Below are 20,636 nucleotides of genomic sequence, written 5' to 3'. Positions count from 1 at the left end.
AAGGATCATGGCGACGGGGCTGAAACGCGTTCTGGAGGACCTGGGCTCGACGGTGCTCGGCGTGACGGCGCTGCCCGGCGAGCCCGCGGGGCAGGTCACGGGCGTCCACATCTACGATCCCCTGGACGAGATGCTCGTCGCGCCGGGCGGGCTGCTGCTCGGCATCGGGGTCGAGGGCGAGGAGACCATCGCCGCCCTGCTGGGGAGGCTCGGCGGGTTCGGCGCCGCGGGCCTGGTCGTGAAGTCGCTCAGCCCGCCGGGGCCGGAGCTCCAGGCGCGGGTCAGGGAGACGGGGGTCGCGCTGCTCGGCCTGACCAGGGCCGCGTCCTGGGCGCAGATCGCCGCGCTGCTCCGCTCGCTGCTGGCCGAGGGCGAGGTCGGCGAGACCGAGCACGAGACCGACCTGTTCTCCGTCGCCAACGCCGTCTGCGAGCTCCTCGGCGCCCCCGTGACGATCGAGGACCGCTCCTCGCGCGTCCTGGCCTACTCCATGCGGCAGGAGGAGGCCGACGAGTACCGGGTCGAGACGATCCTCGGCCGCCAGGTGCCCGAGCGGTTCGTGCAGCTCTACGAGGAGATGGGCTTCTTCCGCCGGCTCTACCAGTCGCGCGAGCCCCTCTTCCTCGACGTCGAGGGGATGCTTCCGCGGGTCGCGATCGCCGTCCGCGCGGGCGACGAGATCCTCGGCTCCATGTGGGCGGCCGTCCACGAGCCGCTCAGTGCCGGTCGGAGCGCGGCCTTCGCCGACGCCGCCAAGATCGTCGCCCTGCACCTGCTCCGCCAGCGCACGGGCGCCGACGCCCAGCGCCGGCTGCGCGCCGACCTCCTCGCGACGGTCCTCGCGGGCGGCGACCAGGCCGCGGAGGCCGCCGCCAGGCTCGACCTCGCGACGTCCCGCGTCTGCGTCCTGGCCGCCCGGCTGACCCGCGAGCCCCGCGACGACGACGGGTCCCCGCCGGACGAGCCCCGCCGGTTCGACGTCGCCAGGGCCGAGAGCGAGCGCCAGCGCTTCTGCGACGCCCTCGCCCTGCACATCGGGGCCATCCACCCGAAGGCGTCCGCCGCGCTCGTCGGCACCATCGCCTACGCGGTCCTGCCGCTCCCCGGCGACGAGGCACGGGCCGTCCAGGTCGCGGAGGACTTCCTGGCCAGGGTCGGCGGCCGGCACGCGGCCAACATCGGGGTCGGCCGCCCGGCGGGCTCGATCACCGAGATCGCCCGCTCCCGCGACGACGCCGACCGGACCCTGCGGGTGCTGCGCAGCCGCCGCGCCACCGGGACGGCCGCGAGCTTCCGCGACGTCCACTTCGACTCGCTCCTGCTCCAGCTCGGCGATCTCGTCATCGCCCAGGAGCAGCCCCCGACCGGCGCCTACGAGCGGCTGAGCACCCACGACGCGGACAACGGCAGCGACCTCCTGCCCACCCTCGCCGCCTACCTCGACGCCTTCGGGAACATCAACGAGGCCGCCGCGGCCGTCCAGATCCATCCGAACACCTTCCGGTACCGGCTGCGCAGGATCAGCGAGATCTCCGGGCTCGACCTCACCGACCCCCGCGCCCGGCTGGAGGTCATGCTCCAGCTGAGAATGTACGAACCCGGCGGATTGTCGGGAAGTACAGGGAACGCCCACCGCCTTGGGAGATCCGACGATGCGGACCACGGCCGGAGCCCGCGAGTGTGAAGGATCCCCCCAGGCCCCCGACTGGAGTCCCGTCATGAAGAAGCCTCTGGCCATCGCCGTAGCGCTCGCGCTCGGCACGACCGCGTGCGGTTCGGACGACAAGGGGAAAGCCCCCGAGGTCGTCAAGGACGGCACCTTCACCTATGCCATCCCGGCCGACCCCGGCGTGCTCGAACCGGCGACCGCGGTCCTCGGCTCGACCAACACCGTGCTCGGCTTCGCCTATGACACCCTGGTCCACTCTGACGCCACCGGGAAGATCATCCCCGGGCTGGCGGAGAAGTGGGACGCCGGGCCCGAGAAGGTCACCTTCACCCTCCGCAAGGGCGTCACCTGCTCCGACGGCTCACCCGTCACGGCCAGGACCGTCGCGGACTCGATGAACTACCTGGCGGACCCGAAGAACAAGGCGTCCCTGCTCGGGGTCCTCATCCCGGCCGGGATGAAGGCCACCGCCGACGACGCCGCGGGCACCGTCGGCCTCGCCACGGCCGCCCCGAACCCGTTCCTCCTCGAGAGCATGACGGCCGTCTACGTGGTGTGCGGCAAGGGCCTCGCCGACCGTTCGCTGCTCAAGGACTCCACCTCGGGCTCCGGTCCCTACGAGCTGACCGAGAAGGTCGCGGGCGACCACTACACGTTCAAGGTCCGCAAGGGCTACGCGTGGGGCCCGGACGGCGGCGGGATCGTCGACGGGATGCCCGGCACCGTGACGCTCAAGGTCGTCAAGGACGAGTCGACCGCGGCCAACCTGGTGACGTCCGGGGGCCTGTCGGGCGGCCAGTTCACCGGCGCCGAGCGCAAGCGCGTCGAGATCATCCCCGGCATCCACAAGGGCTCGGCCCCCGACGGCATCGGCGAGCTGTTCTTCCACCAGGGCGACGACCGGCCGGGGAACGCCCTCGATGTCCGCAAGGCCCTGATCCAGTCGCTCGACCTCGCCGACCTGCGCAAGATCACCGGCCAGGGCAACGCCGCGGCCCCCACCCACCTGACCTCCCTCGCCCCCGACCCGTGCCGCGGCGACAGCGTCACCGGCAACCTGCCCGCGACCGACACCGCGGCGGCGGGCACCGCCCTGGACGCCGCGGGCTGGAAGGCCGGGGCCGACGGCGTCCGCGCCAGGGACGGAAGGAGACTGACCCTCCGCATCGCCTACTCGACCTCGGCGGGACCGGGCGTCCAGGCGGGCATGGAGTACGTCGCCACCCGGTTCAAGGCGATCGGCGTCGAGACGAAGCTGGCCGGCTCGGCCGACGCCAAGTACGCCGAGTCGCTGTTCAGCACCGGCGACTGGGACCTGGCCTGGGTGCCGCTGGGCCTCAGCCTCCCGACCCAGCTCACCGGCTACCTGTCCGGCCCGTTCCCGGACGCCAAGGGCTCCAACTTCGCCCATCTGAAGAACACCGAGTACGTCAGGCTCAGCGGCGAGGCGGCCAAGACCGTCGGGGCGCCGGGCTGCCCGGCGTGGACCACGGCGGAGGCCTCCCTGGTCAGGAACCTGGACGTCGTCCCGGTCTCCCAGCCGACCCAGCTCGTCGCCAGCAAGGGCGCGACCCTCGACGTGATCGGCGGCATCGTCCGGCCGACCTCGATCAGGATGCTGGCGGAGTAGGTGTACCTCGTGCGGCGCGCGGCCAGGTTCGCGATCTCGGCGGTGCTGGTGGTGCTGGCCTCCTTCGCCATGCTCCACCTCATCCCCGGCGACCCGGTCCGCGCCGCGATGGGCCCGACCGCGCCCGCCGACGCCGTCGCGGCGCGGCGGGCCGAGCTCGGGCTGGACCGGCCGGTCCTCGACCAGCTCTGGACCTATCTGGGGAAGGTCGCGACCGGCGACTTCGGCGTCTCGGCCCTCACCCGGCAGCCCGCCGGGGAGATGGTCGCCGACCGGCTGCCCGCCACGCTCCAGCTCGTCCTGCCGGCGATCGTGGTCGCGTTCGCCGTGGCCGTGCCGCTCGGCATGTGGACGGCCGCCCGCACCGAGCACGGCCGGAGCCCGCGCACCGAGCTGGCCTTCTCCTCGGTGACCGGGATCCTCACCGTGCTGCCGGAGTTCCTGCTGGCCGTCTTCATGATCTGGCTGTTCTCCAACCGGCTCGGATGGCTGCCGCCCGCCGAGCGGAGCGGGCCGTCGTCGTTCGTCATGCCGGTCGCCGCGATGGCCGCGGGCCCGATCGCGCTGCTGGCCAGGTACGTCCGGCTGGAGGCCGTCAGGGAGCTGTCGTCGGACTACATCCGACTGGCCCGCGCCAAGCGGCTGCCCGTCCACCGGATCCATCTGCGGCATCTGCTGCCCAACACCCTCACGGCCGCCCTGACGTCCGGCGGCACCGTGCTGTCGTCGCTGCTCGCGGGCTCGGTGGTGATCGAGAACGTGTTCCGCTGGCCGGGGCTCGGCGGAGCCATGGTCGACGCGATCGTCAACAAGGACTACGCCCTCGCCCAGGCCTCGATCCTCGTCTACGGGATCATCGCGCTGACCGTGGTCTTCGCGGTCGACCTGCTGCTGGTCGCGCTCGACCCGCGCTCGACCCTGCGGGAGACCGGATGAGATCCCTTCCGGCGCGGGCCGGGCTCGTCCTGGTGCTGGCGACGCTCGCGCTGGCCGTCGCGGGGCCGTGGGTGTGGGGCGACGCCGCCGCGCGGATCGACCCCGACCACATCGTCGAGGGCCACGGCTCCGCCCACTTCCTCGGCACCGACGACGCGGGCCGCGACATGCTCGCCCGCACTCTCGCGGCGTCCCGGCTGACGCTGGAGCTGGCGGGCCTGGCGACCCTGCTCGGGGTCGTGCTGGGCGTCCCGCTCGGGGCGCTGCCCGCCGTGCTGCCGTCGCGTGCGGCCCGGCCGGTCTCCGCGACGATCAGTTTCCTGGTGGCCTTCCCCGGGCTCCTGCTGGCCATGTTCGGCGCGATCATCACCGGCGCCGGGGCGCGCGGGGCGGTCGTCGGGATCGGGCTGGCCGCCGCGCCCGCGCTGGCCAGGGTCACCCAGACCCTGGCGGCCTCGGTAGGGGCCGCCGACTACGTGCGGGCCGCCCGGGTCCTCGGGGTCTCCCGGCCCCGGATCCTGGTCCGGCACATCCTGCCGAACATCGCCGAGCCGGTGATCCTCTCGATCACCGCGCAGCTCGGCTACAACCTGCTCGGCCTCGCGACGCTCTCCCTGCTGGGCCTCGGAGTCCAGCCCCTCGACTACGACTGGGGGCGGCTGATGCACGACGCGCTGCCCCGCGTCCAGATCCATCCCGAGGTGATCGCCGGTCCCGCGCTGGCCGTCGCGCTGGCCGGTACCGGATTCGCCCTGGCCGGGGAGTCGCTGGCCCGCGCCGCCGCCCGCACCGCCTCGCCGCCCCGCGGTGAGCCCCGCGTCGATCTCCCCATCGGACGCGGGCCTCTCCCCGGGGCGGCGGTGCTGTCGGTCCGGAACCTGACGGTCGGGTTCGGGGCGGTGACGCCCGTCCGCGACGTGTCCTTCGACCTCGCCCACGGAGAGCTCGCCGGGCTCGTCGGCGAGTCCGGCAGCGGCAAGTCCCTGACCGCGCTCGCGATCGGCGGCCTGGTCCCGCACCCCGGCCGGGTCCTCGGCGAGATCATCCTGGACGGGCGCCCGCTCGCCGCGCACTCCCGCCGCGAACTCGGCACCGCCCTGGCGATGGTCTTCCAGGACCCGATGGCGTCGCTGAACCCCGCCCTGCGGGTCGGCTCCCAGCTCGCCGAGGTCGCCACCGCCCACCAGGACGCCTCGCGGGCCGAGGCGTGGAAGCGGGCCGTCGACCGGCTCGGCCGGGTCCACCTGCCCGAACCCGGGGTCCGGGCGCGGCAGCGCCCCCACGAGCTGTCCGGCGGGATGCGCCAGCGGGCGGTCATCGCGATGGGCCTGATGGGCACGCCGAAGCTCGTGGTCGCCGACGAGCCGACCACCGCCCTGGACGTCACCGTCCAGCGCCGGGTCCTCGACCTGCTGGCCGAGGTCAACGACGACACCGGGGCCGCCGCCCTGCTCATCTCCCACGACCTGGCCGTCGTCGCGACGCTCTGCACCCGCGTCCTGGTCATGTACGCGGGCCGGATCGTCGAGGACCTTCCGGCCGCCGATCTGCGGCGGGCCCGCCACCCCTACACCCGGGCGCTGGTCGCCTCGCTGCCCGACCTGGACACCGACAGGTCGGTGCCGCTGGTGACCGTCCCCGGCCGGCAGCCGTCGCCGGAGGAGGTGCCGCCGGGCTGTGCGTTCGCGCCGCGCTGCCCGTCGGCGGCCGAGGACTGCGCGGTCCGCCCCGAGCTCGTCTCCGGGGTCGCCTGCCACCACCCCCACGAGGAGGGCTGACATGCGGGTCGACGGGCTGAGCGTCCGGTACGGGCGGTTCCTCGCGGTGGACGGGGTGTCCTTCGAGGTCGGGCCGGGGGAGATCGTCGGCCTGGTGGGGGAGTCGGGGTCGGGGAAGTCGACCGTCGCCAGGGCGCTGGTCGGCCTCGTCCCCCGCACCGGGACGGTCGAGGGGGTGCGGCGCGGCGGTGTCCAGATGGTCTTCCAGGACCCCTACGCCTCCCTGAACCCGCGGATGCGCGTCGGACGGGCGGTCGCCGAGGGCGTCCGGGAGAAGGGGGAGCGGCGGGCGGCCGAGGCCCGGCGGCTGCTGGCCCAGGTGGGCCTGGACGCCGGGCTCGCCGGACGCTATCCCCGTGAGCTGTCGGGCGGCCAGCGCCAGCGGGTGGCGCTCGCCAGGGCGCTCGGCGCACGGCCCGATCTGGTCGTCGCCGACGAGATCACCTCCGCGCTGGACGTGTCGGTGCAGGGCGCCGTGCTGAACCTGGTGAAGGAACTGCGGAGGGACCTGGGGCTGTCGGTGCTGTTCATCTCCCATGATCTGGCGGTCGTGAGGTACGTGTGCGACCGGATCCTGGTGATGCGGGAGGGCCGGATCGTGGAGTCCGGGACGGTCGGACAGGTCATCGGCTCACCGGGGCACGAGTACACGAAAGCCCTGCTGGAGGCCGTTCCACGGGTGCCGTGATCGAACATTTGTGCTAATATTGTGGCATGGGCACGATGACCCTCCCGGGTATGGAGATCATGAACCTGTCCGCCGCCGAACTCGCCGCGCTCGCGCTGTCCCTCGCGCATCTGGGCGCCGGTCCCCAGTCCGTCACAGCACGCCGCGCCCTCGCGCATCTCGCCGAGAGCGGCCTCGTCGACGCCCGGGCGTTCGCCACCCTCCTCGACCCGCTCGACGTCGAGACGGCCAGGCGCGCCAAGGTCCTGGCGACCGCGATCAGCGAACGCCGCGTCGTCCGCGTCCACTACGCCGACGAGCAGGGCCGGGTCTCGCACCGCGAGGTCGAGCCCGTCACCACGCTCGTCCACGGCGACCACTGGTACCTCGTCGGCTGGTGCAGGCTCCGCAGGGGCATCCGCGCCTTCCGCCTCGACCGCCTCCTCGCCGTCGAGCCGACCGAGCTCCAGGCCCGCCCCCACCGCGCCGACGCCTTCCTCCCCTTCCAGGGAAGGCTCGCCGCATAGGGGCTGTTTCGAGGCCAACTGTCCTACTGCGCGGCGTCCAGGCACGCACCTCGCGGGGTTGTCGTCGGTCGCCGACCCAACCAGGTCGACTCCCTCCTCCGCCCCCGCGAGGCACGCACCTGGACGCCGCTCGCTACGGACGCCGACCTCGAAACAGCCCCGGAACTCCGCGCGGCTCTTCGCGACCCCCGAGCGGAGGGCCGCGCGGTCCTATCCTGGACGCATGATCCCTGGAGTGCGGACGGCCGTCACCGATCGGTCGGGCGGTTTCAGCGCCGCCCCCTACGGCGGCCGGAACCTGGGCGGCAACGTCGGAGACGATCCCGCGACGGTCGCGAGGAACCGGGAGAAGACGGCCGCCGAGCTGGGCGTCGAGCGGCTGGCGTTCATGCGGCAGATCCACAGCGCCCGGGTCGAGCGCCTCCCGCGGGGCGATCTCCCCGAATGCGACGCGATCTTCACCGACGTGCCGGGGCTGGCCCTGGGCGCGCTCGGCGCCGACTGCCCGGCGATCCTCGTCGGGGCGGAGAACATGGTCGGCGCCGCCCACTCGGGCCGGGTCGGCACCCTCCTCGGCGTCGGCCCCGCCCTCGTCGAGGCCATGCGCGCGGCCGGCGCCACCGGCCCGATGACCGCCCTGATCGGCCCCGCGGCCTGCGGGCGCTGCTACGAGGTCCCCGAGGCCATGCGGGCGGAGGCGCCCGAGCCGATGAGGTCCACCACGAGCTGGGGCACTCCGGCCCTCGACCTGCGGGCGGCCCTGGCCGTCCAGCTCGCCGCCCTGGACGTCACCGTCGAGCACGACCCCCGCTGCACGATCGAGGCTCCCGAGCTCTACTCCTACCGCCGCGACGGCGTGACCGGCCGGTTCGCCGGACTCGTCTGGCTGGAGCCCGCCTGACCGCTGACTACCCTTGACGGCATGAGCCGATCAGGTGGTGCCAGGCGGGCGGCGGACCGTCCCGCGGAGGGGCGCTACCCGATCGCCCAGGGCGAGGCGGAGCTGGTGCGCGATCCCGACCGCGACGGCGGCTGGGTGATCACGATCGCCGGGGTCCCGCAGTCCTATGTCGATCTCGACGATCCCCGCTACCTGGACTTCGAGTACATGCGCCTGCTCGGTGACGTCGTCGACCATCTCGACGACGGCCCGCTGGACGCCGTCCACGTGGGCGGGGCCGGCTGCACTCTGGCCCGCTACATCGGCACCACCCGGCCGGGCTCCCGGCAGGTCGTCCTGGAGCTCGACGGCAAGCTGGTCCAGCTCGTCCGCGACCAGCTCGACCTGAAGTCCGTCCGCGGGCTCAAGGTCAGGATCGGCGACGGCCGCGAGGGCGTCGCCGCCCTTCCCGCGGGCGCCGACGACCTCGTGGTCCTCGACGCCTTCTCCGGCGCGGTCATGCCGACCGCCCTGGCCTCGCGCGAGTTCGTCGAGGACGTCGCCAGGGTCCTGCGCGCCGACGGGGTCCTGCTGGTCAACGTCGCCGACGGGTCCCGCCTGTCGTTCGCCCGGCGGCTCGCGGCGACCGTCCAGTCGGTGTTCCCGCACACCCTGCTCCTGGCCGAGCCGGGGGTGCTGCGCGGCCGGCGCTTCGGCAACCTCGTCCTCGCGGGCTCCCGCACCGGGCTGCCGATCGCCTCGCTGACGCGGATCAGCGCGGGCAAGCCCATCCCGGCCCGCTGCCTCGACCACGAGGAGCTGGCCCGCTTCGCCTCCGGCTACGCCCCGATCCACGACGGCGACGAGGTCGAGGCGCCCGTCCCCCCGGCGTCGATCTTCAACTGACCCTCAGCCTCGCACGTCGTGCCAGTGGTGGATCGGATCGTGGATGAAGTACCGCGCGAAGGTCTCGACCGTGAAGGACGCGCCGTCGCTCCGGTGCCCCGTCCGCCGCCACTGTTCGCCCGTGACCCCGGCGAAGCGCGCCTCCAGCGAGCGGGACGCCTCCAGCAGCTCGTCCGCGACGGTCACCGGATCCTGCTCGCCGTACCGCTCCTCGACCGCGGTCGCGTCCTGGTCCCAGCCGGGATAGGACGGCCCGTCCTCCTCCAGCATCCGCCGCAGCCGGTAGTCGTAGATCCGGATGCAGTCCCGCACATGGCATCCGTACTCCAGCGCCGACCATTTCGAGGGCACCGGCCGGACGTCGTGCGCCCCGGGCGACCTCAGCAGCGCGTGCCACTCGGCGGAGTTCGCCGCGAGCAGCCCCGCCACGTCGCCGACGTCGATCGCGGAGGCGTCGAACCCGCACTCGGGGCAGGCGCGCTCGACGACCCAGGTCCAGTTCTTGTCGTCAGGTGTGATGCTCACGAACGAACCTTACAGATCGCTCGCGGGCGATCCGCCGGAGGACGGCCGGTGCCAGGACGGCCACGAGTGCGGCTCCCGTGATCGTCAGGTTCCGATCTTCCCTCCGTCGTTCTTCGTGATGACGACCGTCGCGGAGCGGGGGCGGCCGTCGGGGTCGAAGTCGGGCCAGTTGGAGACGGCGCGGGGGTCGGCCGGGGTCGGCGCGCCCCAGGCCGTCGAGGCCTCGCCGGGGTGCTGGATGTTGACGAACATCGCCTTGAAGTCCGGGGTGAAGGTCACCCCGGTCACCTCGGCGCCGCGCGGGATCGTCAGGAACCGCTTGATCTCCCTGGTCGCCGGGTCGGACGCCAGCAGCGCGCAGTTGCCGATGTGGTCGTAGCCCTTGGACGCCAGGTTCTGCGAGGTGTTGGAGATGTCGGTCTCGATCCAGAGCCGGCCGTCGCCGTCGAAGCCGAGGCCGTCGGGGGAGCCGAAGATGTCGTCGGCGCCCAGAGCGGCGGCGGCCGGGTCGTAGGCGGGGTCGCCGGCGAGCAGGAAGACGTCCCAGGTGAAGGTCAGGGCGCCGTTGTCGTGGCCGGACTCGTTCCAGCGGATGATGTGGCCGTAGGGGTTGGGCTTGCGCGGGTTGACCTTGCCGCCGTTGCCGACGCCGTTGGTCAGGGTCGCGTAGACCTCGCCGGTCTCGGGGTGGACCGCGATCCACTCGGGCCGGTCCAGCCGGGTGGCGCCCTGGGCGTCGGCGGCGGTGCGGGTGCGGATCAGGACGTCGGCCTGGTCCTTCCAGCCGCCGGCCGCGGTGAGCGCGCCCTGGCCGAAGACCAGCGGGATCCAGGAGCCGGAACCGTCGTCGTTGAACTTCGCGACGTAGAGGGTGCCGTCGTCGAGCGGCGACCGGCCCTTCTTCGCGGAGTTCTTCCAGCGCTCGGCCGAGACGTACTTGTAGATGTACTCGCCGTCCTGGTCGTCGCCGGTGTAGACGACGACCCGGCCGTCGGAGGCCTCGGCGAACGTCGCGCCCTCGTGCTTGATCCGGCCGAGCGCGGTGCGCTTGACGGGCGTCGACTTCGGGTCGAACGGGTCGATCTCGACGCACCACCCGAAGCGGTTGAGCTCCTTCGGGTTCTTCACCAGGTCGAAGCGCGGGTCGGCCTTGTGCCAGCCGTAGCCGAACCCGGCCGCGGCCACGCCGTAGCGCTTCTGCTCGGCGGTGGCGGCCCAGGTGGGGTCGTCGGTGCCGAAGTAGCCGTTCCAGTTCTCCTCGCAGGTCACGTAGGTGCCCCACGGGGTCGCGCCGGACGAGCAGTTGTTGAGCGTCCCGAGGGGCGCGTTGTTCGACCGGAGCTCGGGGTGGTCGGCCTTGACCGGGCCGGAGAAGGCGACCGGGGTCGCCCCGTGGACGCGCCGGTTGTACTTGGAGTCCTCGACGATCCAGGTCCCGCGCCGGTCGCGCACCTTGACGATGCTCACGCCGTGCCCGGCCAGGGCCTTGTCGACCTTCTCCCGGGTCATGACCGCGCTGCCGTCGGCGTAGTGCAGGGTCGTGTCGATGTACTCGTGGTTGAGCGCGAGCAGGCCGTGCTTGTCGCTGATCGGGAACAGGTGCATGCCGTCGTGGTGGGCGCCGATCTGCTGGGCCTGCTCGGCGGCGGTGTTCGAGCCGTCCTTCTTGAAGGCGGGCCCGCCGGAGTGGATCGGGGTGCCCCAGGGGATCAGGACCTGCGAGGAGTAGCCGTCGGGGACGACCACGGCGTCCGCGCTGCTCGTCGGGACGGCCTTGAAGCCGAGGAGCGGCTTGCCCGCGGCGGCGACGGCCGCTCCGCCGGACATCGCGGTCCCGCCGAGGAAGCCCGCCGCGCCGACGACCGTCCCGGCCTTCAGCAGCGACCGGCGCGACAGGACGTCCTGGAAGTGCCGGTTCCGCGAGGGGTTCACCGGGATGTCGTCGGGGTCTACGTCCACGTTGACGCGCGTCATGTCTTCTTCGTCCTTCGTATGACCTGAGGCTTGAGCACTCGCGAGCCTGGACGCTGCCGGACAATGCGCGGAGAACGCCGCGTGAACGGTGCGCGAACGCCGCCGTTCGGTGAACGGCGGCGTCCGCGCGGCGGGCGGGTCAGCGCCTGGGCAGGAACTGGATGACCCCGGCCAGGACGAGCTCCAGGACGATCAGCGCGAGCAGCCCCTCCCGGAATCCGTCGGTGATGTCGGTGAAGTGGTAGAAGACGATCCCGATGAGCGCGACGCCCAGCGCGTTGCCGACCTGGGTGAAGGCCGACAGGACCCCGCCGGCCGCCCCCGCGTGCCGGGGGGTGACCCGCTCCAGGATGGTCGTGGTGAGCGGGGCCAGCGCCATGCCCATCCCGATTCCGTCGACGGCCATCCCCGGCAGCAGCGGCCCGATGCCGTGCCCGGCCGCCGCGTACATCAGGGCCAGCCCGGCGACCATGATCAACGCCCCGGCCGCGATGACCTGGCGGCCGAGCCGCTCCTTGAGCAGGTGGGCGACCATCGAGGTGCCCATGTAGCCGATGCCGATCGCGAGGAAGGCCGTCCCGCTCTCCAGCGCGGTGAGCCCCAGCCCGTCCTGGAGGTACAGCGCCAGGATCAGGAAGTAGGACGCCATCCCGAGGAAGTAGACGAGCTGGGCGGCGAGCCCCACGGTGAACGCCCGCTCCCGGAAGAGCGTCATGTCGACCAGGGGGGAGGCCCTGCGCCGCTCGTAAGTGACGAACACCGCGAACAGGACGGCCGATCCGGCGAGGCTGAGCCACGTCCAGGCGGGCCGGCCCTGCTCCCTGCCCTCGATCAGCGGCAGGACCAGCCCGGCCAGCGCCGTCGTGACGAGCACGGCGCCGACCGGGTCGAGCCGGGCCGAGGGATCGGCCGACTCGGGGATCCGGCGGGCGAGCACCAGCGCGACGATCCCGATCGGGAGGTTGATGAGGAAGACCCACCGCCAGTCCAGAAGCTGGATCAGCACCCCGCCGATGAGCTGCCCGAACACCGCCCCGAGCCCGAGTGTGAGCCCGTACACGCTGAACGCCTTGCCCTGCGCGGGCCCGTGGAAGGACGTCCTGAGGATCGCGAGGACCTGCGGCTGGATCAGCGCGGCGCCGAGCCCCTGCAGGACCCGTCCGGCGATCAGGACGCCGGGGCCGGGCGCCACCCCGCAGACCAGGGACGCGGCGGTGAACAGGGCGAGCCCGGCGGCGAACACCCGGCGGCGCCCGTAGAGGTCGCCCAGCCGCCCGCCGGTGATCAGCCCGGCGGCCAGCGCCAGGCCGAACCCGGCGACGACCCACTGGAGCTGGGCGGTCCCGGCGTGCAGCTCCGTCCGGAGGGACGGCATCGCGACGTTGACGATGAAGAAGTCGAGCGACGTCATGAAGGTGGCGGTCATCAGCACCGGCAGGACCGGGCCGGTCCGCGCCGCCGGTGCCGTCCCGGCGGCGGTCTCCGCTTGAAGGCTCATCGAACCGCTCCTCGGCAGTCTCGTGGGGGGGGGGGGTCAGGCCGGGACCTTGTCGAGGAAGCCGAGGACGTGCCTGATCCGGCCGTCCTCGATGACCGCGACGTCGAACCCGACGACCAGGGCCTCGCCGCCCTCGGGGCCGAGGTGCCAGGTGAAGCGGGCGAGGCCGTGGTGGGCGTCGACGTCGCCGCCGAGGGTGAACACCAGCCCGGCGAACCGCTCCTGGACGGCCGCGATCACGGCGTCGATCCCGTCGACGCCCGCGACGTCGGCCAGCGGGTCGGTGTAGGTGCCGTCCTCGGCCCAGACCTCCTGGAGGAGGGCGCGGCGGGCGGCGGCGTCGGTGGTGTTCCAGGCTTCGAGGTAGTTCTTGATGATTTCCATGGCCCGAACGCTACGGACCTGGGCTTTCGCCGGAATCGGTACTGCTTAGGTAGCGGATGCTGGTCTTCGGTTGGGTATCGTCCGATCCATGTTGGTCGGCCGGTCTCCCGAGCAGAAGCAGCTGGCGTCCCTCCTCGACGCGGCGGGGGACGGCACCAGCGCCGCCCTCGTCCTGCGCGGCGAGCCGGGCATCGGCAAGACGGCGCTGCTGGAGTGGGCGGCCGCGGAGCGCGGCGGGATGAGCGTCCTGCGGGGCGGCGGCGTCGAGTTCGAGGCGGAGCTGCCCTTCGCCGGGCTCAGCCAGATCCTCCGCACCGCCCTGCCGCTGCTGCCGCGCCTGCCGGGACCCCAGCGCGCCGCCCTGTCCGGCGCCTTCGGCCTGGCCTCCGACGCCCCCGCCGACCGGCTCCTCGTCGGCCTGGCCGTGCTGTCGCTGCTGGCGGAGGTCGCGGACGGCGCGCCGCTGCTGGTGCTCGTCGACGACGCCCAGTGGCTGGACGGCGTCTCCGCCGAGGCCCTGCTGTTCGCCGCCCGCCGCCTGCACGCCGAGGGCGTGGTCATCGTGTTCGCCGCCCGCGACGACGGGTTCGCCGCGCCCGGCCTGCCCGAGCTGCGGCTGGGCGGCCTCGAACCGGCCGACGCCGCCGCGCTGCTGCCCCGCGACCTCGATCCGGCCGTCAGGTACCGGGTGCTGTCGGAGTCGCACGGCAACCCGCTCGCGCTCCTGGAGCTGCCGTCGGTGGTGTCGGCGGGAGATCCGTCGCTGCCGCTGACCGCGCGATTGCAGGCGGCGTTCGCCGGACGCGTCGCGGGACTGCCCGAACGGACCCGGGTGCTGCTGCTCGTCGCCGCCGCGGAGGAGACCGGCGACCTGCCGGTGATCCTCGCCGCCGCCGGGGCCCTCGGCGCCGGCCCCTCCGACCTGCCGTCGGCGGGCGACGGGGGCGGCACCCTCGTCCGGCTCGACGGCCAGCGCCTGACCTTCCGCCATCCGCTGGTCAGGGCGGCCGTCTACCGGGAAGCCCCGCTCGACCTGCGGCTCAGGGCCCACGCGGCGCTCGCCGCGGCCCTCACCGACCCCGATGTCGCCGACCGCAGGGCCTGGCAGCTCGCCGCCGCGGCCACCGCCCCGTCGGAGGAGGTCGCCGCCGCGCTGGAGGCCTCGGCCCTGCGCGCCAGGGACCGCAACGGCTACGGTGCCGCCTCCGCCGCCTTCGAGCGGGCCGCCCGGCTGACGCCCGTCCCGGCGGACCGGGCGATCCGGCTGCTGCGCGCCGCCGAGACCGGCGCGGACGCCGGCCAGATGGAACGCGCCGTGGCCCTGGCCGAGCAGTCGTTCCCCTACACCTCGGATCCGGAGATCCAGGCCCGCATCGCCCATGTGGAGGCGCTGGCCTGGCTGGCGCAGGGCAACTATCCGACCGCCCACGACCTGCTGCTGGCGGGCGCGGACATCGCCGATCCCGTCCAGGCCGCCCGCATGCTGTGCCAGGCCTTCCACACCGCCTGGTTCCTGGGCGAACCCCAGCTCAGCGATATCGTCGAACGGCTCGAACCGCACGGCGCACCGCTGGCGGCGTCCCTGGTCGCGGCCGTCCGGGACACGCCCCCGTCGCTCGGCCGGGCCGCCTTCGAGGCGCGGGCGGACGGCGCGACGGTGCGCGAGCTCACCCTGCTGGCCGGTGCGGGCTTCGCGACCGGCCAGGACACCGAGATCCACGCCCTGACGGCCTCCCTGGCAGCCGAGGCGCGCGGCGCGGGCGCGATCGGCGCGCTTCCGCAGCTCTTGTGCTTCCAGGCCCAGGCCGAGCTCTTCACCGGACGCCTCCGCGACGCCGAGATCAGCCTCGCCGAGTCCGTCCGGATCGGCCACGACATCGGCGCCCTGCTCCCGGCCGGCCAGGCGAGCTCGGTCGCCGCCTACATCGCGGCGCTGACCGGCGACGAGGAGGGCTGCCGCGCCCATGTGGCCGCCGCCCTGTCCGCGGCGGCCCCCGGCACGCCCGCCGCCGGATACACCTGGACGCGCTGGGCCCTGGCCCTGCTCGACCTGGGTCAGGGCCGCCCGGAGTCGGCGCTGGCCCGCCTGACCGAACTGCACGCCACCGGCCTGCCCCACCAGATCAGCGCCACGCGCTCCGATCCGGACCTGGTCGAGGCGGCCGTCCGCACCGGCGACCGCACCGCCGTGACGGCCGCCGCCGCCCGCTTCGCCGCCTGGGCCCACCGGGTCGCCCAGCCCTGGGCCCTGTCGATCCACCACCGCAACCAGGCCCTCCTGTCGGACGACCCGGCCCCCCGCTACCGCGAGGCACTCGCCCACTCCTCCCGCCCGTTCGAGGAGGCGAGGACCCACCTCCTGTTCGGCGAGCACCTCCGCCGCTCCCGCCGCAAGGCCGAGGCCCGCCCCCACCTCACCCGCGCCCTGGAGCTCTTCACCACCCTCTCGGCCGCCCCCTGGTCCCACCGCGCCCGCCTGGAACTCGAGGCCACCGGCACCCCGGCCCCCGCCCCCACCGCCCCGGCGTCCTCCCCCCTGACCCCCCAGGAACTCCAGATCACCCGCCTGGCCGCCCGGGGCCTGTCCAACAAGGACATCGCCGCCCAGCTCTTCCTCAGCCCCAAGACCGTCGCCTACCACCTCTACAAGGCCTATCCGAAACTGGGCATAACCTCCCGAACAGACCTCCCCGCCCTCACCCTCTAACCCACCGGCTCGGACATCGTCGTGACGGAGCACGAGAGAGACGACTCCATGGGCAGGGCAGGATGGGGGGCATGCCTCTTGGTCATCTGGGTGTGAACGTCAGCGATCTCGACGGGGCGCGGGAGTACTACGCCGCGCTGATGCCGCTGGTGGGGTACGAGCCGTTCGTGGAGGGGCCGGACCAGTTCTCCTACCGGCCGGCCGGAGGGAAGCACGGGACGTACCTGTTCTTCTACCCGGCGCTGGAGCGGGGAGAGTACTCACGGCACGAGCCGGGCCTCCAGCATCTGGCGTTCATGGTGAAGAGCCGGGCCGACGTGCACCGCGTCCACGCATGGGCCGTGGCCCGCGGGGACGACGTCGTCCATCAGCCCCGCGAGTTCGCCGAGTACCACGAAGGCTACTTCGCGGTCTTCTGGACCGGCCCCGACGGCTTCATGCTCGAGGCCGTCTGCCACAGGGACGAGCCCTGACGGAGCGCAGAGCCTCGGCGAACTCTGCGACCCGGCGGGCCTGCCGCCGCGCTTCGACTCTTCGTCAGAGGACGAGCATGACCGACGTCAGAGGACGAGCAGGATCGACAGGGCTACGGGAAAGTCGAAGGCCGCGCAGGCCGGGACGTACCAGCGGGGGACTCCGCGTGTTCCGAGGACGTGGTGGTCGCGGTGGTGGAGGAGGTCCCATCCGCCGTGCAGGGCCCAGGCCAGGGCGAGCCAGCGCGGATCGTGCCACAGGCCGAGGCAGGCGAGTGCGACGCCCGCGCAGACGAAGGCCAGCTCGATCAGGAGCTCGGGCGGGGTCCCGCGCGTCATCGCGAATCCCAGGTAGATCCCGTAGCAGAGGGCCACGCCCAGCGCGACGGCCTGCACGGCCCGGCCGTGGGGGAGCAGCGCGATCAACGCGAGATGGGCGGCCGCGCCGGCGAGCCCGGCGGCGACGGCCTGCGGAGTGGTCAGCCAGCGGTCGGCCTCGATCGGGGGAGTGGTCATGCGCCGACAGTAGGACGCCACCGCCCCCGGCCCCTCGGACGAGGCGCACCATGTCACGAATCATGGGGAACTCGTCCGAAACGGCCCGCGAATCGTCCCAGGTGGACGGCGGCGAAGTAAGATCCTGCCCTGTCCATGGCGCTGGAGGTCGGATGGACGTCGCAGTCATCGGCACGGGCACGGCCGGCAGAGCCCTCGGCGAAGCGCTGACCGTCGCCGGCCACCTGGTCCGCTACGGCTCCCGCACGCCCGAGGACGCGATCAAGATCGCCCTCGACGGCGCCGACGCGGTGATCCTCGCGATCCCCGGCGCCGCGGTCGCCGACTTCCTCCGCGAGCACGCCCCGGCCCTCGACGCCAAGATCGTCATCGACGGCACCAACAAGCACGACGGCGACGGCCCCACCCACAGCGCCGCGGAGTTCGCCATCCTCGCCCCCGGCGCCCGCTACGCCCGCGCCTTCAACGCCCTGGCCTGGCGGAGCTTCGCCGACCGCGGAGCCCACGCCGACCTTTTCTACAGCGCCGAAGAGGCCGACCGCCCGACGGTCGAACGCCTCATCCGCGACTGCGACCTGACCCCGGTCCCGCTCGGCCCCGCCCAGTACGACCTCCTCGACCGGCTCCTGGAGCTCTGGTCGACGCTGGAAAAACCCGTGGACTCCTGACCCGTCCGCTTCCTATCCTCAGATCCATGTTCACCGCAGTCGCCACCCTCTCGCCCGCAGCAGCGGGCGCGTTCGCGGCTGCGTTCGACGGCCTCGAACTGTGACCTTCCTCCGCCTCGTCCTCTGAGAACCAGCGGAGGGAGGTGGGATCCAGTTCGGTTCTCGCATGCACTCCACGCAGAAGAGAGAACAGCCATGGCCAAGGAGCTCTACGGCCGCACGAAGCCGCACCTCAACATCGGGACGATGGGCCACGTCGACCACGGCAAGACCACCCTGACCGCCGCGATCACCAAGGTCCTCAGCGAGCGCGGCCTGGCCAGGGCCGTCCCGTTCGGGCGGATCGACCGCGCCCCCGAGGAGCGCGACCGCGGCATCACCATCAACATCGCCCACGTCGAGTACGAGACCGACACCCGCCACTACGCGCACGTGGACATGCCCGGTCACGCCGACTACGTCAAGAACATGATCACCGGTGCCGCCCAGGTGGACGGGGCCGTCCTCGTGGTCTCGGCGCAGGACGGCGCGATGCCGCAGACCCGCGAGCACATCGTGCTGGCCAGGCAGGTCGGGGTCGGTCACCTCGTCGTCGCCCTCAACAAGGCCGACGCGGTGCGGGACCCCGAGCTGCTCGACCTGGTGGAGCTGGAGATCCGCGACCTGCTCACCGAGTACGGCTACCCGGGCGACGACACCCCGGTCGTCCGCGTCTCCGGGCTGCGGGCGCTCGAGGGCGACCCCTACTGGTCGGCGCGGATCGGCGACCTCCTGGACGCCGTCGACGCCCACATCCCGGTCCCGGCCCGCCTGCTGGACGTCCCGTTCCTCATGGCGATCGAGAACGTGATGACCATCAAGGGCCGCGGGACGGTCGTGACGGGCGTCGTCGACCAGGGTTCGCTGGCCGTCGGCGAGCAGATCCAGGTCGTGGGCCTCGGCGCGGAGGCCGGCACGGTCACCTGCACGAGCCTCGAGACGTTCGGCCACTCCATGCCGCACACCGAGGCCGGTGACAGCGCCGCGCTCCTGCTCCGCGGTGTCCAGCGCACCGAGGTCAGGCGCGGCCAGGTCGTCGCGGCCCCCGGCAGCGTCAGCCCGCACGCCCGTTTCACCGCGGACGTCCGGCTGCTGACGGCCGCCGAGGGCGGTCGTTCCCGGCCGATCGCGACCGGATACCGCCCGCAGTTCCACATCAGGACCGCCGACCTGGTCGGCGCGCTCACCCTGCCGGACGACGGCGTCGCCTTCCCCGGCGACTCCGTCACGATGACCGTCGACCTGGCCTCCCCGGTCGCCCTCTCCGAGGGCCTCGGCTTCGCCATCCGCGAAGGAGGCCGCACGGTCGGCGCGGGCTTCGTCACCGCCCTGCTCGACTGAGCGGTCCGCCCCGGGGGACGTGGCACGTCCACGTCCCCCGGTCACTTCACGCCACGCCGATCTCCGTCTCGGTGGCGTCGGACGGGGTGCCGTGCGGGTCGGCGAGGATCGCCCGGCGGTCCCGGATCTGGAGGGCCTCGAGCAGACGCGCGAGCGTGCTGGGACTGACCCGCACCCGTGCCCCGGTCTCCAGGCGGCTCAGATAGGAGCGGTCGATGCCCGCGGCAGCGGCACAGGGGCCCGCGTCAACACCGGAGCGGATCCGGATCTCCCGGAAAGCGAACCCGTTGACCTCGACGGTCGTGGGCGTGGTGTTGCTGTCCATGGCCCCAGTCTAAGTTCATCTAGGCACAGCTACAAGCACTTTCACATAGGAACACCCCCGGGCATGTCACCGACCGGCAGGGGGCGTGGCCTGACCACTCCAGCAGCGCGCCCCGATCGGCCATCGAAAACGAAGCTATGCCTACCTGTGCCTAGCCGTGTCTGACATTCTGGGGAGGTGACCAACGAAGAGGCGTACAGGCTCCTCGGCGAGCTGGTGCGCCGCCGGCGGGAGTCGTTCACCGCGACGATCGACGAGGCCGCCCAGTCCATCTCCATGAGCGCCGTCACCTGGGGGAGGGTCGAGGCGGGCAAGAACGTCCGCGGACTCACCTACAGCAGGGTGGAGAAGGTCCTCGGCTGGAGGCCCGGCTCCTGCCGGGACTTCCTCGACGGTGCGGGGGAACCGCTCCTCGACGAGAACGCCCGCCCGCTCATCGCCCCGCCGCCGGGAACGTCCCGGACGCCCTCACGGTCCACGCCGGCGGAGGATCCGTCGCCGGAGGATCCGTCCCGGCCCTACGCGGTCGACCTGGCCCTCGGCGTCCGCGAACTCCACCCGGCGCCGAACGCCGCGGGCCTGGTCCCGCCGGGCAGGCGCTACCTGGAGCTGCGCGGCCGGGACAGGGACGTCATCTTCATGTGGGACGGGTCGCCGCTGCCCTCCGACCTCGAGGCCCTCCGCGACTACGTCTTCGCCACAGTCCGGATGGTCACTCCGTCCGAGAGCCGGAACACCGAAGGTTGAGACGTGGGGAACCCCGAGGTGTGCGGGGACCACTGAGGTGTGGGGGAAACCTGTGGCGTGTGCGTTTGACGTCGCCCCGGAGCGTGCGTAAGCTCAGCGAGCCGATCAACGAAAACCTCTGCGAGCAGAAGCTCGCCGCGGCTACATTGGTCAGGCCGACCCGGAGAAGGGGATGCAGGACGCCGCAAGGTGGCCGGCCCCGGCGGGACTTCCACCAGTCAGACCCGAACGAACGACGTCCATCGTGGTGTCTTCGTAATGGTATTTTTCTGTGTGCGGATTCCGGGTCGGGGAATCAAATGGCGCGAAAATCGCCGGTTTGACTCCCTCGAAGAACCTGCTAAATTAGAAACACACCGCGAGGGAAACGCCTGAAAGGGCCGGAACTTCACGGGCTCGTTTCTTGAGAACTCAACAGCGTGCTAAAAGTCAGTGCCAAAATAATG

General features: G+C 72.7%; 19 protein-coding genes. 13 read left to right on the top strand and 6 right to left on the bottom strand.

Annotated features, from left to right (window positions below):
* The first annotated feature begins 7 nt into the window (after nucleotides 1-7).
* From ABD785_RS36835 to ABD785_RS36800, 8 genes are all read left to right on the top strand, one after another.
* Entirely contained in the window at nucleotides 8-1,684 is a 1,677-nt protein-coding gene (locus ABD785_RS36835) for a PucR family transcriptional regulator (protein WP_344838171.1), read from the top strand.
* Nucleotides 1,685-1,718: 34 nt separating this feature from the next.
* Nucleotides 1,719-3,299: an ABC transporter substrate-binding protein gene (locus tag ABD785_RS36830; protein WP_344838168.1), complete on the top strand. Its 1,581-nt coding sequence runs from the start codon at nucleotides 1,719-1,721 to the stop codon at nucleotides 3,297-3,299.
* Nucleotides 3,300-4,235, top strand: a complete 936-nt coding sequence (locus ABD785_RS36825) for an ABC transporter permease (RefSeq protein ID WP_344838166.1) — start codon at nucleotides 3,300-3,302, stop codon at nucleotides 4,233-4,235. It abuts the gene before it with no gap.
* On the top strand, nucleotides 4,232-6,013 hold the full coding sequence (locus ABD785_RS36820) for a dipeptide/oligopeptide/nickel ABC transporter permease/ATP-binding protein (RefSeq protein ID WP_344838164.1): 1,782 nt from the start codon (nucleotides 4,232-4,234) through the stop codon (nucleotides 6,011-6,013). Before ABD785_RS36825 ends, ABD785_RS36820 begins: the two co-directional genes overlap by 4 nt.
* 1 nt (nucleotide 6,014) lies before the next feature.
* Nucleotides 6,015-6,701, top strand: coding sequence for an ABC transporter ATP-binding protein (locus ABD785_RS36815; RefSeq protein WP_344838161.1), 687 nt, complete (start codon nucleotides 6,015-6,017; stop codon nucleotides 6,699-6,701).
* A 26-nt stretch (nucleotides 6,702-6,727) separates the two neighbouring features.
* Nucleotides 6,728-7,207 carry a helix-turn-helix transcriptional regulator gene (locus tag ABD785_RS36810; RefSeq protein ID WP_344838159.1) on the top strand — a complete coding sequence of 160 codons (480 nt, stop codon included), beginning with the start codon at nucleotides 6,728-6,730 and terminating at the stop codon, nucleotides 7,205-7,207.
* A 223-nt stretch (nucleotides 7,208-7,430) separates the two neighbouring features.
* Nucleotides 7,431-8,108 (top strand): purine nucleoside phosphorylase YfiH/LACC1 family protein, encoded by a 678-nt coding sequence (locus tag ABD785_RS36805; protein ID WP_344838156.1) that lies wholly within the window; start codon nucleotides 7,431-7,433, stop codon nucleotides 8,106-8,108.
* A gap of 21 nt (nucleotides 8,109-8,129) precedes the next feature.
* Nucleotides 8,130-8,993: a spermidine synthase gene (locus ABD785_RS36800; protein WP_344838153.1), complete on the top strand. Its 864-nt coding sequence runs from the start codon at nucleotides 8,130-8,132 to the stop codon at nucleotides 8,991-8,993.
* Between the two features lie 3 nt (nucleotides 8,994-8,996).
* Here the strand turns inward: ABD785_RS36800 and ABD785_RS36795 are convergent, their stop codons facing one another.
* The 4 genes from ABD785_RS36795 to ABD785_RS36780 form a co-directional block, all read right to left on the bottom strand.
* Entirely contained in the window at nucleotides 8,997-9,518 is a 522-nt protein-coding gene (locus ABD785_RS36795; RefSeq protein ID WP_344838149.1) for a DinB family protein, read from the bottom strand.
* Between the two features lie 84 nt (nucleotides 9,519-9,602).
* Nucleotides 9,603-11,492: a PhoX family protein gene (locus ABD785_RS36790; RefSeq protein ID WP_344838146.1), complete on the bottom strand. Its 1,890-nt coding sequence runs from the start codon at nucleotides 11,490-11,492 to the stop codon at nucleotides 9,603-9,605.
* A 139-nt stretch (nucleotides 11,493-11,631) separates the two neighbouring features.
* The gene (locus tag ABD785_RS36785; RefSeq protein WP_344838141.1) at nucleotides 11,632-12,990 is read right to left on the bottom strand and encodes an MFS transporter; all 1,359 of its coding nucleotides are present in this window, start codon (nucleotides 12,988-12,990) and stop codon (nucleotides 11,632-11,634) included.
* A gap of 36 nt (nucleotides 12,991-13,026) precedes the next feature.
* Nucleotides 13,027-13,374: a nuclear transport factor 2 family protein gene (locus tag ABD785_RS36780; protein ID WP_344838136.1), complete on the bottom strand. Its 348-nt coding sequence runs from the start codon at nucleotides 13,372-13,374 to the stop codon at nucleotides 13,027-13,029.
* An 88-nt stretch (nucleotides 13,375-13,462) separates the two neighbouring features.
* On the opposite strand from ABD785_RS36780, the gene ABD785_RS36775 reads away from it, so the two are divergent.
* Entirely contained in the window at nucleotides 13,463-16,081 is a 2,619-nt protein-coding gene (locus ABD785_RS36775) for a helix-turn-helix transcriptional regulator (RefSeq protein ID WP_344838134.1), read from the top strand.
* Between the two features lie 71 nt (nucleotides 16,082-16,152).
* Nucleotides 16,153-16,554, top strand: a complete 402-nt coding sequence (locus ABD785_RS36770) for a VOC family protein (protein WP_344838129.1) — start codon at nucleotides 16,153-16,155, stop codon at nucleotides 16,552-16,554.
* Between the two features lie 87 nt (nucleotides 16,555-16,641).
* Here ABD785_RS36770 and ABD785_RS36765 read toward each other — a convergent pair whose 3' ends face one another.
* Nucleotides 16,642-17,070 carry a DUF6010 family protein gene (locus ABD785_RS36765; protein WP_344838125.1) on the bottom strand — a complete coding sequence of 143 codons (429 nt, stop codon included), beginning with the start codon at nucleotides 17,068-17,070 and terminating at the stop codon, nucleotides 16,642-16,644.
* Between the two features lie 152 nt (nucleotides 17,071-17,222).
* On the opposite strand from ABD785_RS36765, the gene ABD785_RS36760 reads away from it, so the two are divergent.
* Nucleotides 17,223-17,738, top strand: coding sequence for an NADPH-dependent F420 reductase (locus ABD785_RS36760; protein WP_344838122.1), 516 nt, complete (start codon nucleotides 17,223-17,225; stop codon nucleotides 17,736-17,738).
* Between the two features lie 195 nt (nucleotides 17,739-17,933).
* Nucleotides 17,934-19,118, top strand: coding sequence for an elongation factor Tu (tuf, locus tag ABD785_RS36755; RefSeq protein WP_344838119.1), 1,185 nt, complete (start codon nucleotides 17,934-17,936; stop codon nucleotides 19,116-19,118).
* Between the two features lie 46 nt (nucleotides 19,119-19,164).
* Here tuf and ABD785_RS36750 read toward each other — a convergent pair whose 3' ends face one another.
* Entirely contained in the window at nucleotides 19,165-19,443 is a 279-nt protein-coding gene (locus tag ABD785_RS36750; protein ID WP_344838116.1) for a helix-turn-helix domain-containing protein, read from the bottom strand.
* Nucleotides 19,444-19,620: 177 nt separating this feature from the next.
* On the opposite strand from ABD785_RS36750, the gene ABD785_RS36745 reads away from it, so the two are divergent.
* Complete coding sequence (locus ABD785_RS36745; protein WP_344838112.1) at nucleotides 19,621-20,190, top strand: hypothetical protein; 570 nt, start codon at nucleotides 19,621-19,623, stop codon at nucleotides 20,188-20,190.
* Nucleotides 20,191-20,636: the final 446 nt, after the last annotated feature.

The sequence above is a fragment of the Actinocorallia longicatena genome (genome assembly GCF_039534125.1).
In the GTDB taxonomy this organism is placed as follows: domain Bacteria; phylum Actinomycetota; class Actinomycetes; order Streptosporangiales; family Streptosporangiaceae; genus Actinocorallia; species Actinocorallia longicatena.
Note: the sequence above shows the minus strand (reverse complement) of the source record. Positions and strands in the feature narration are given on the sequence as shown.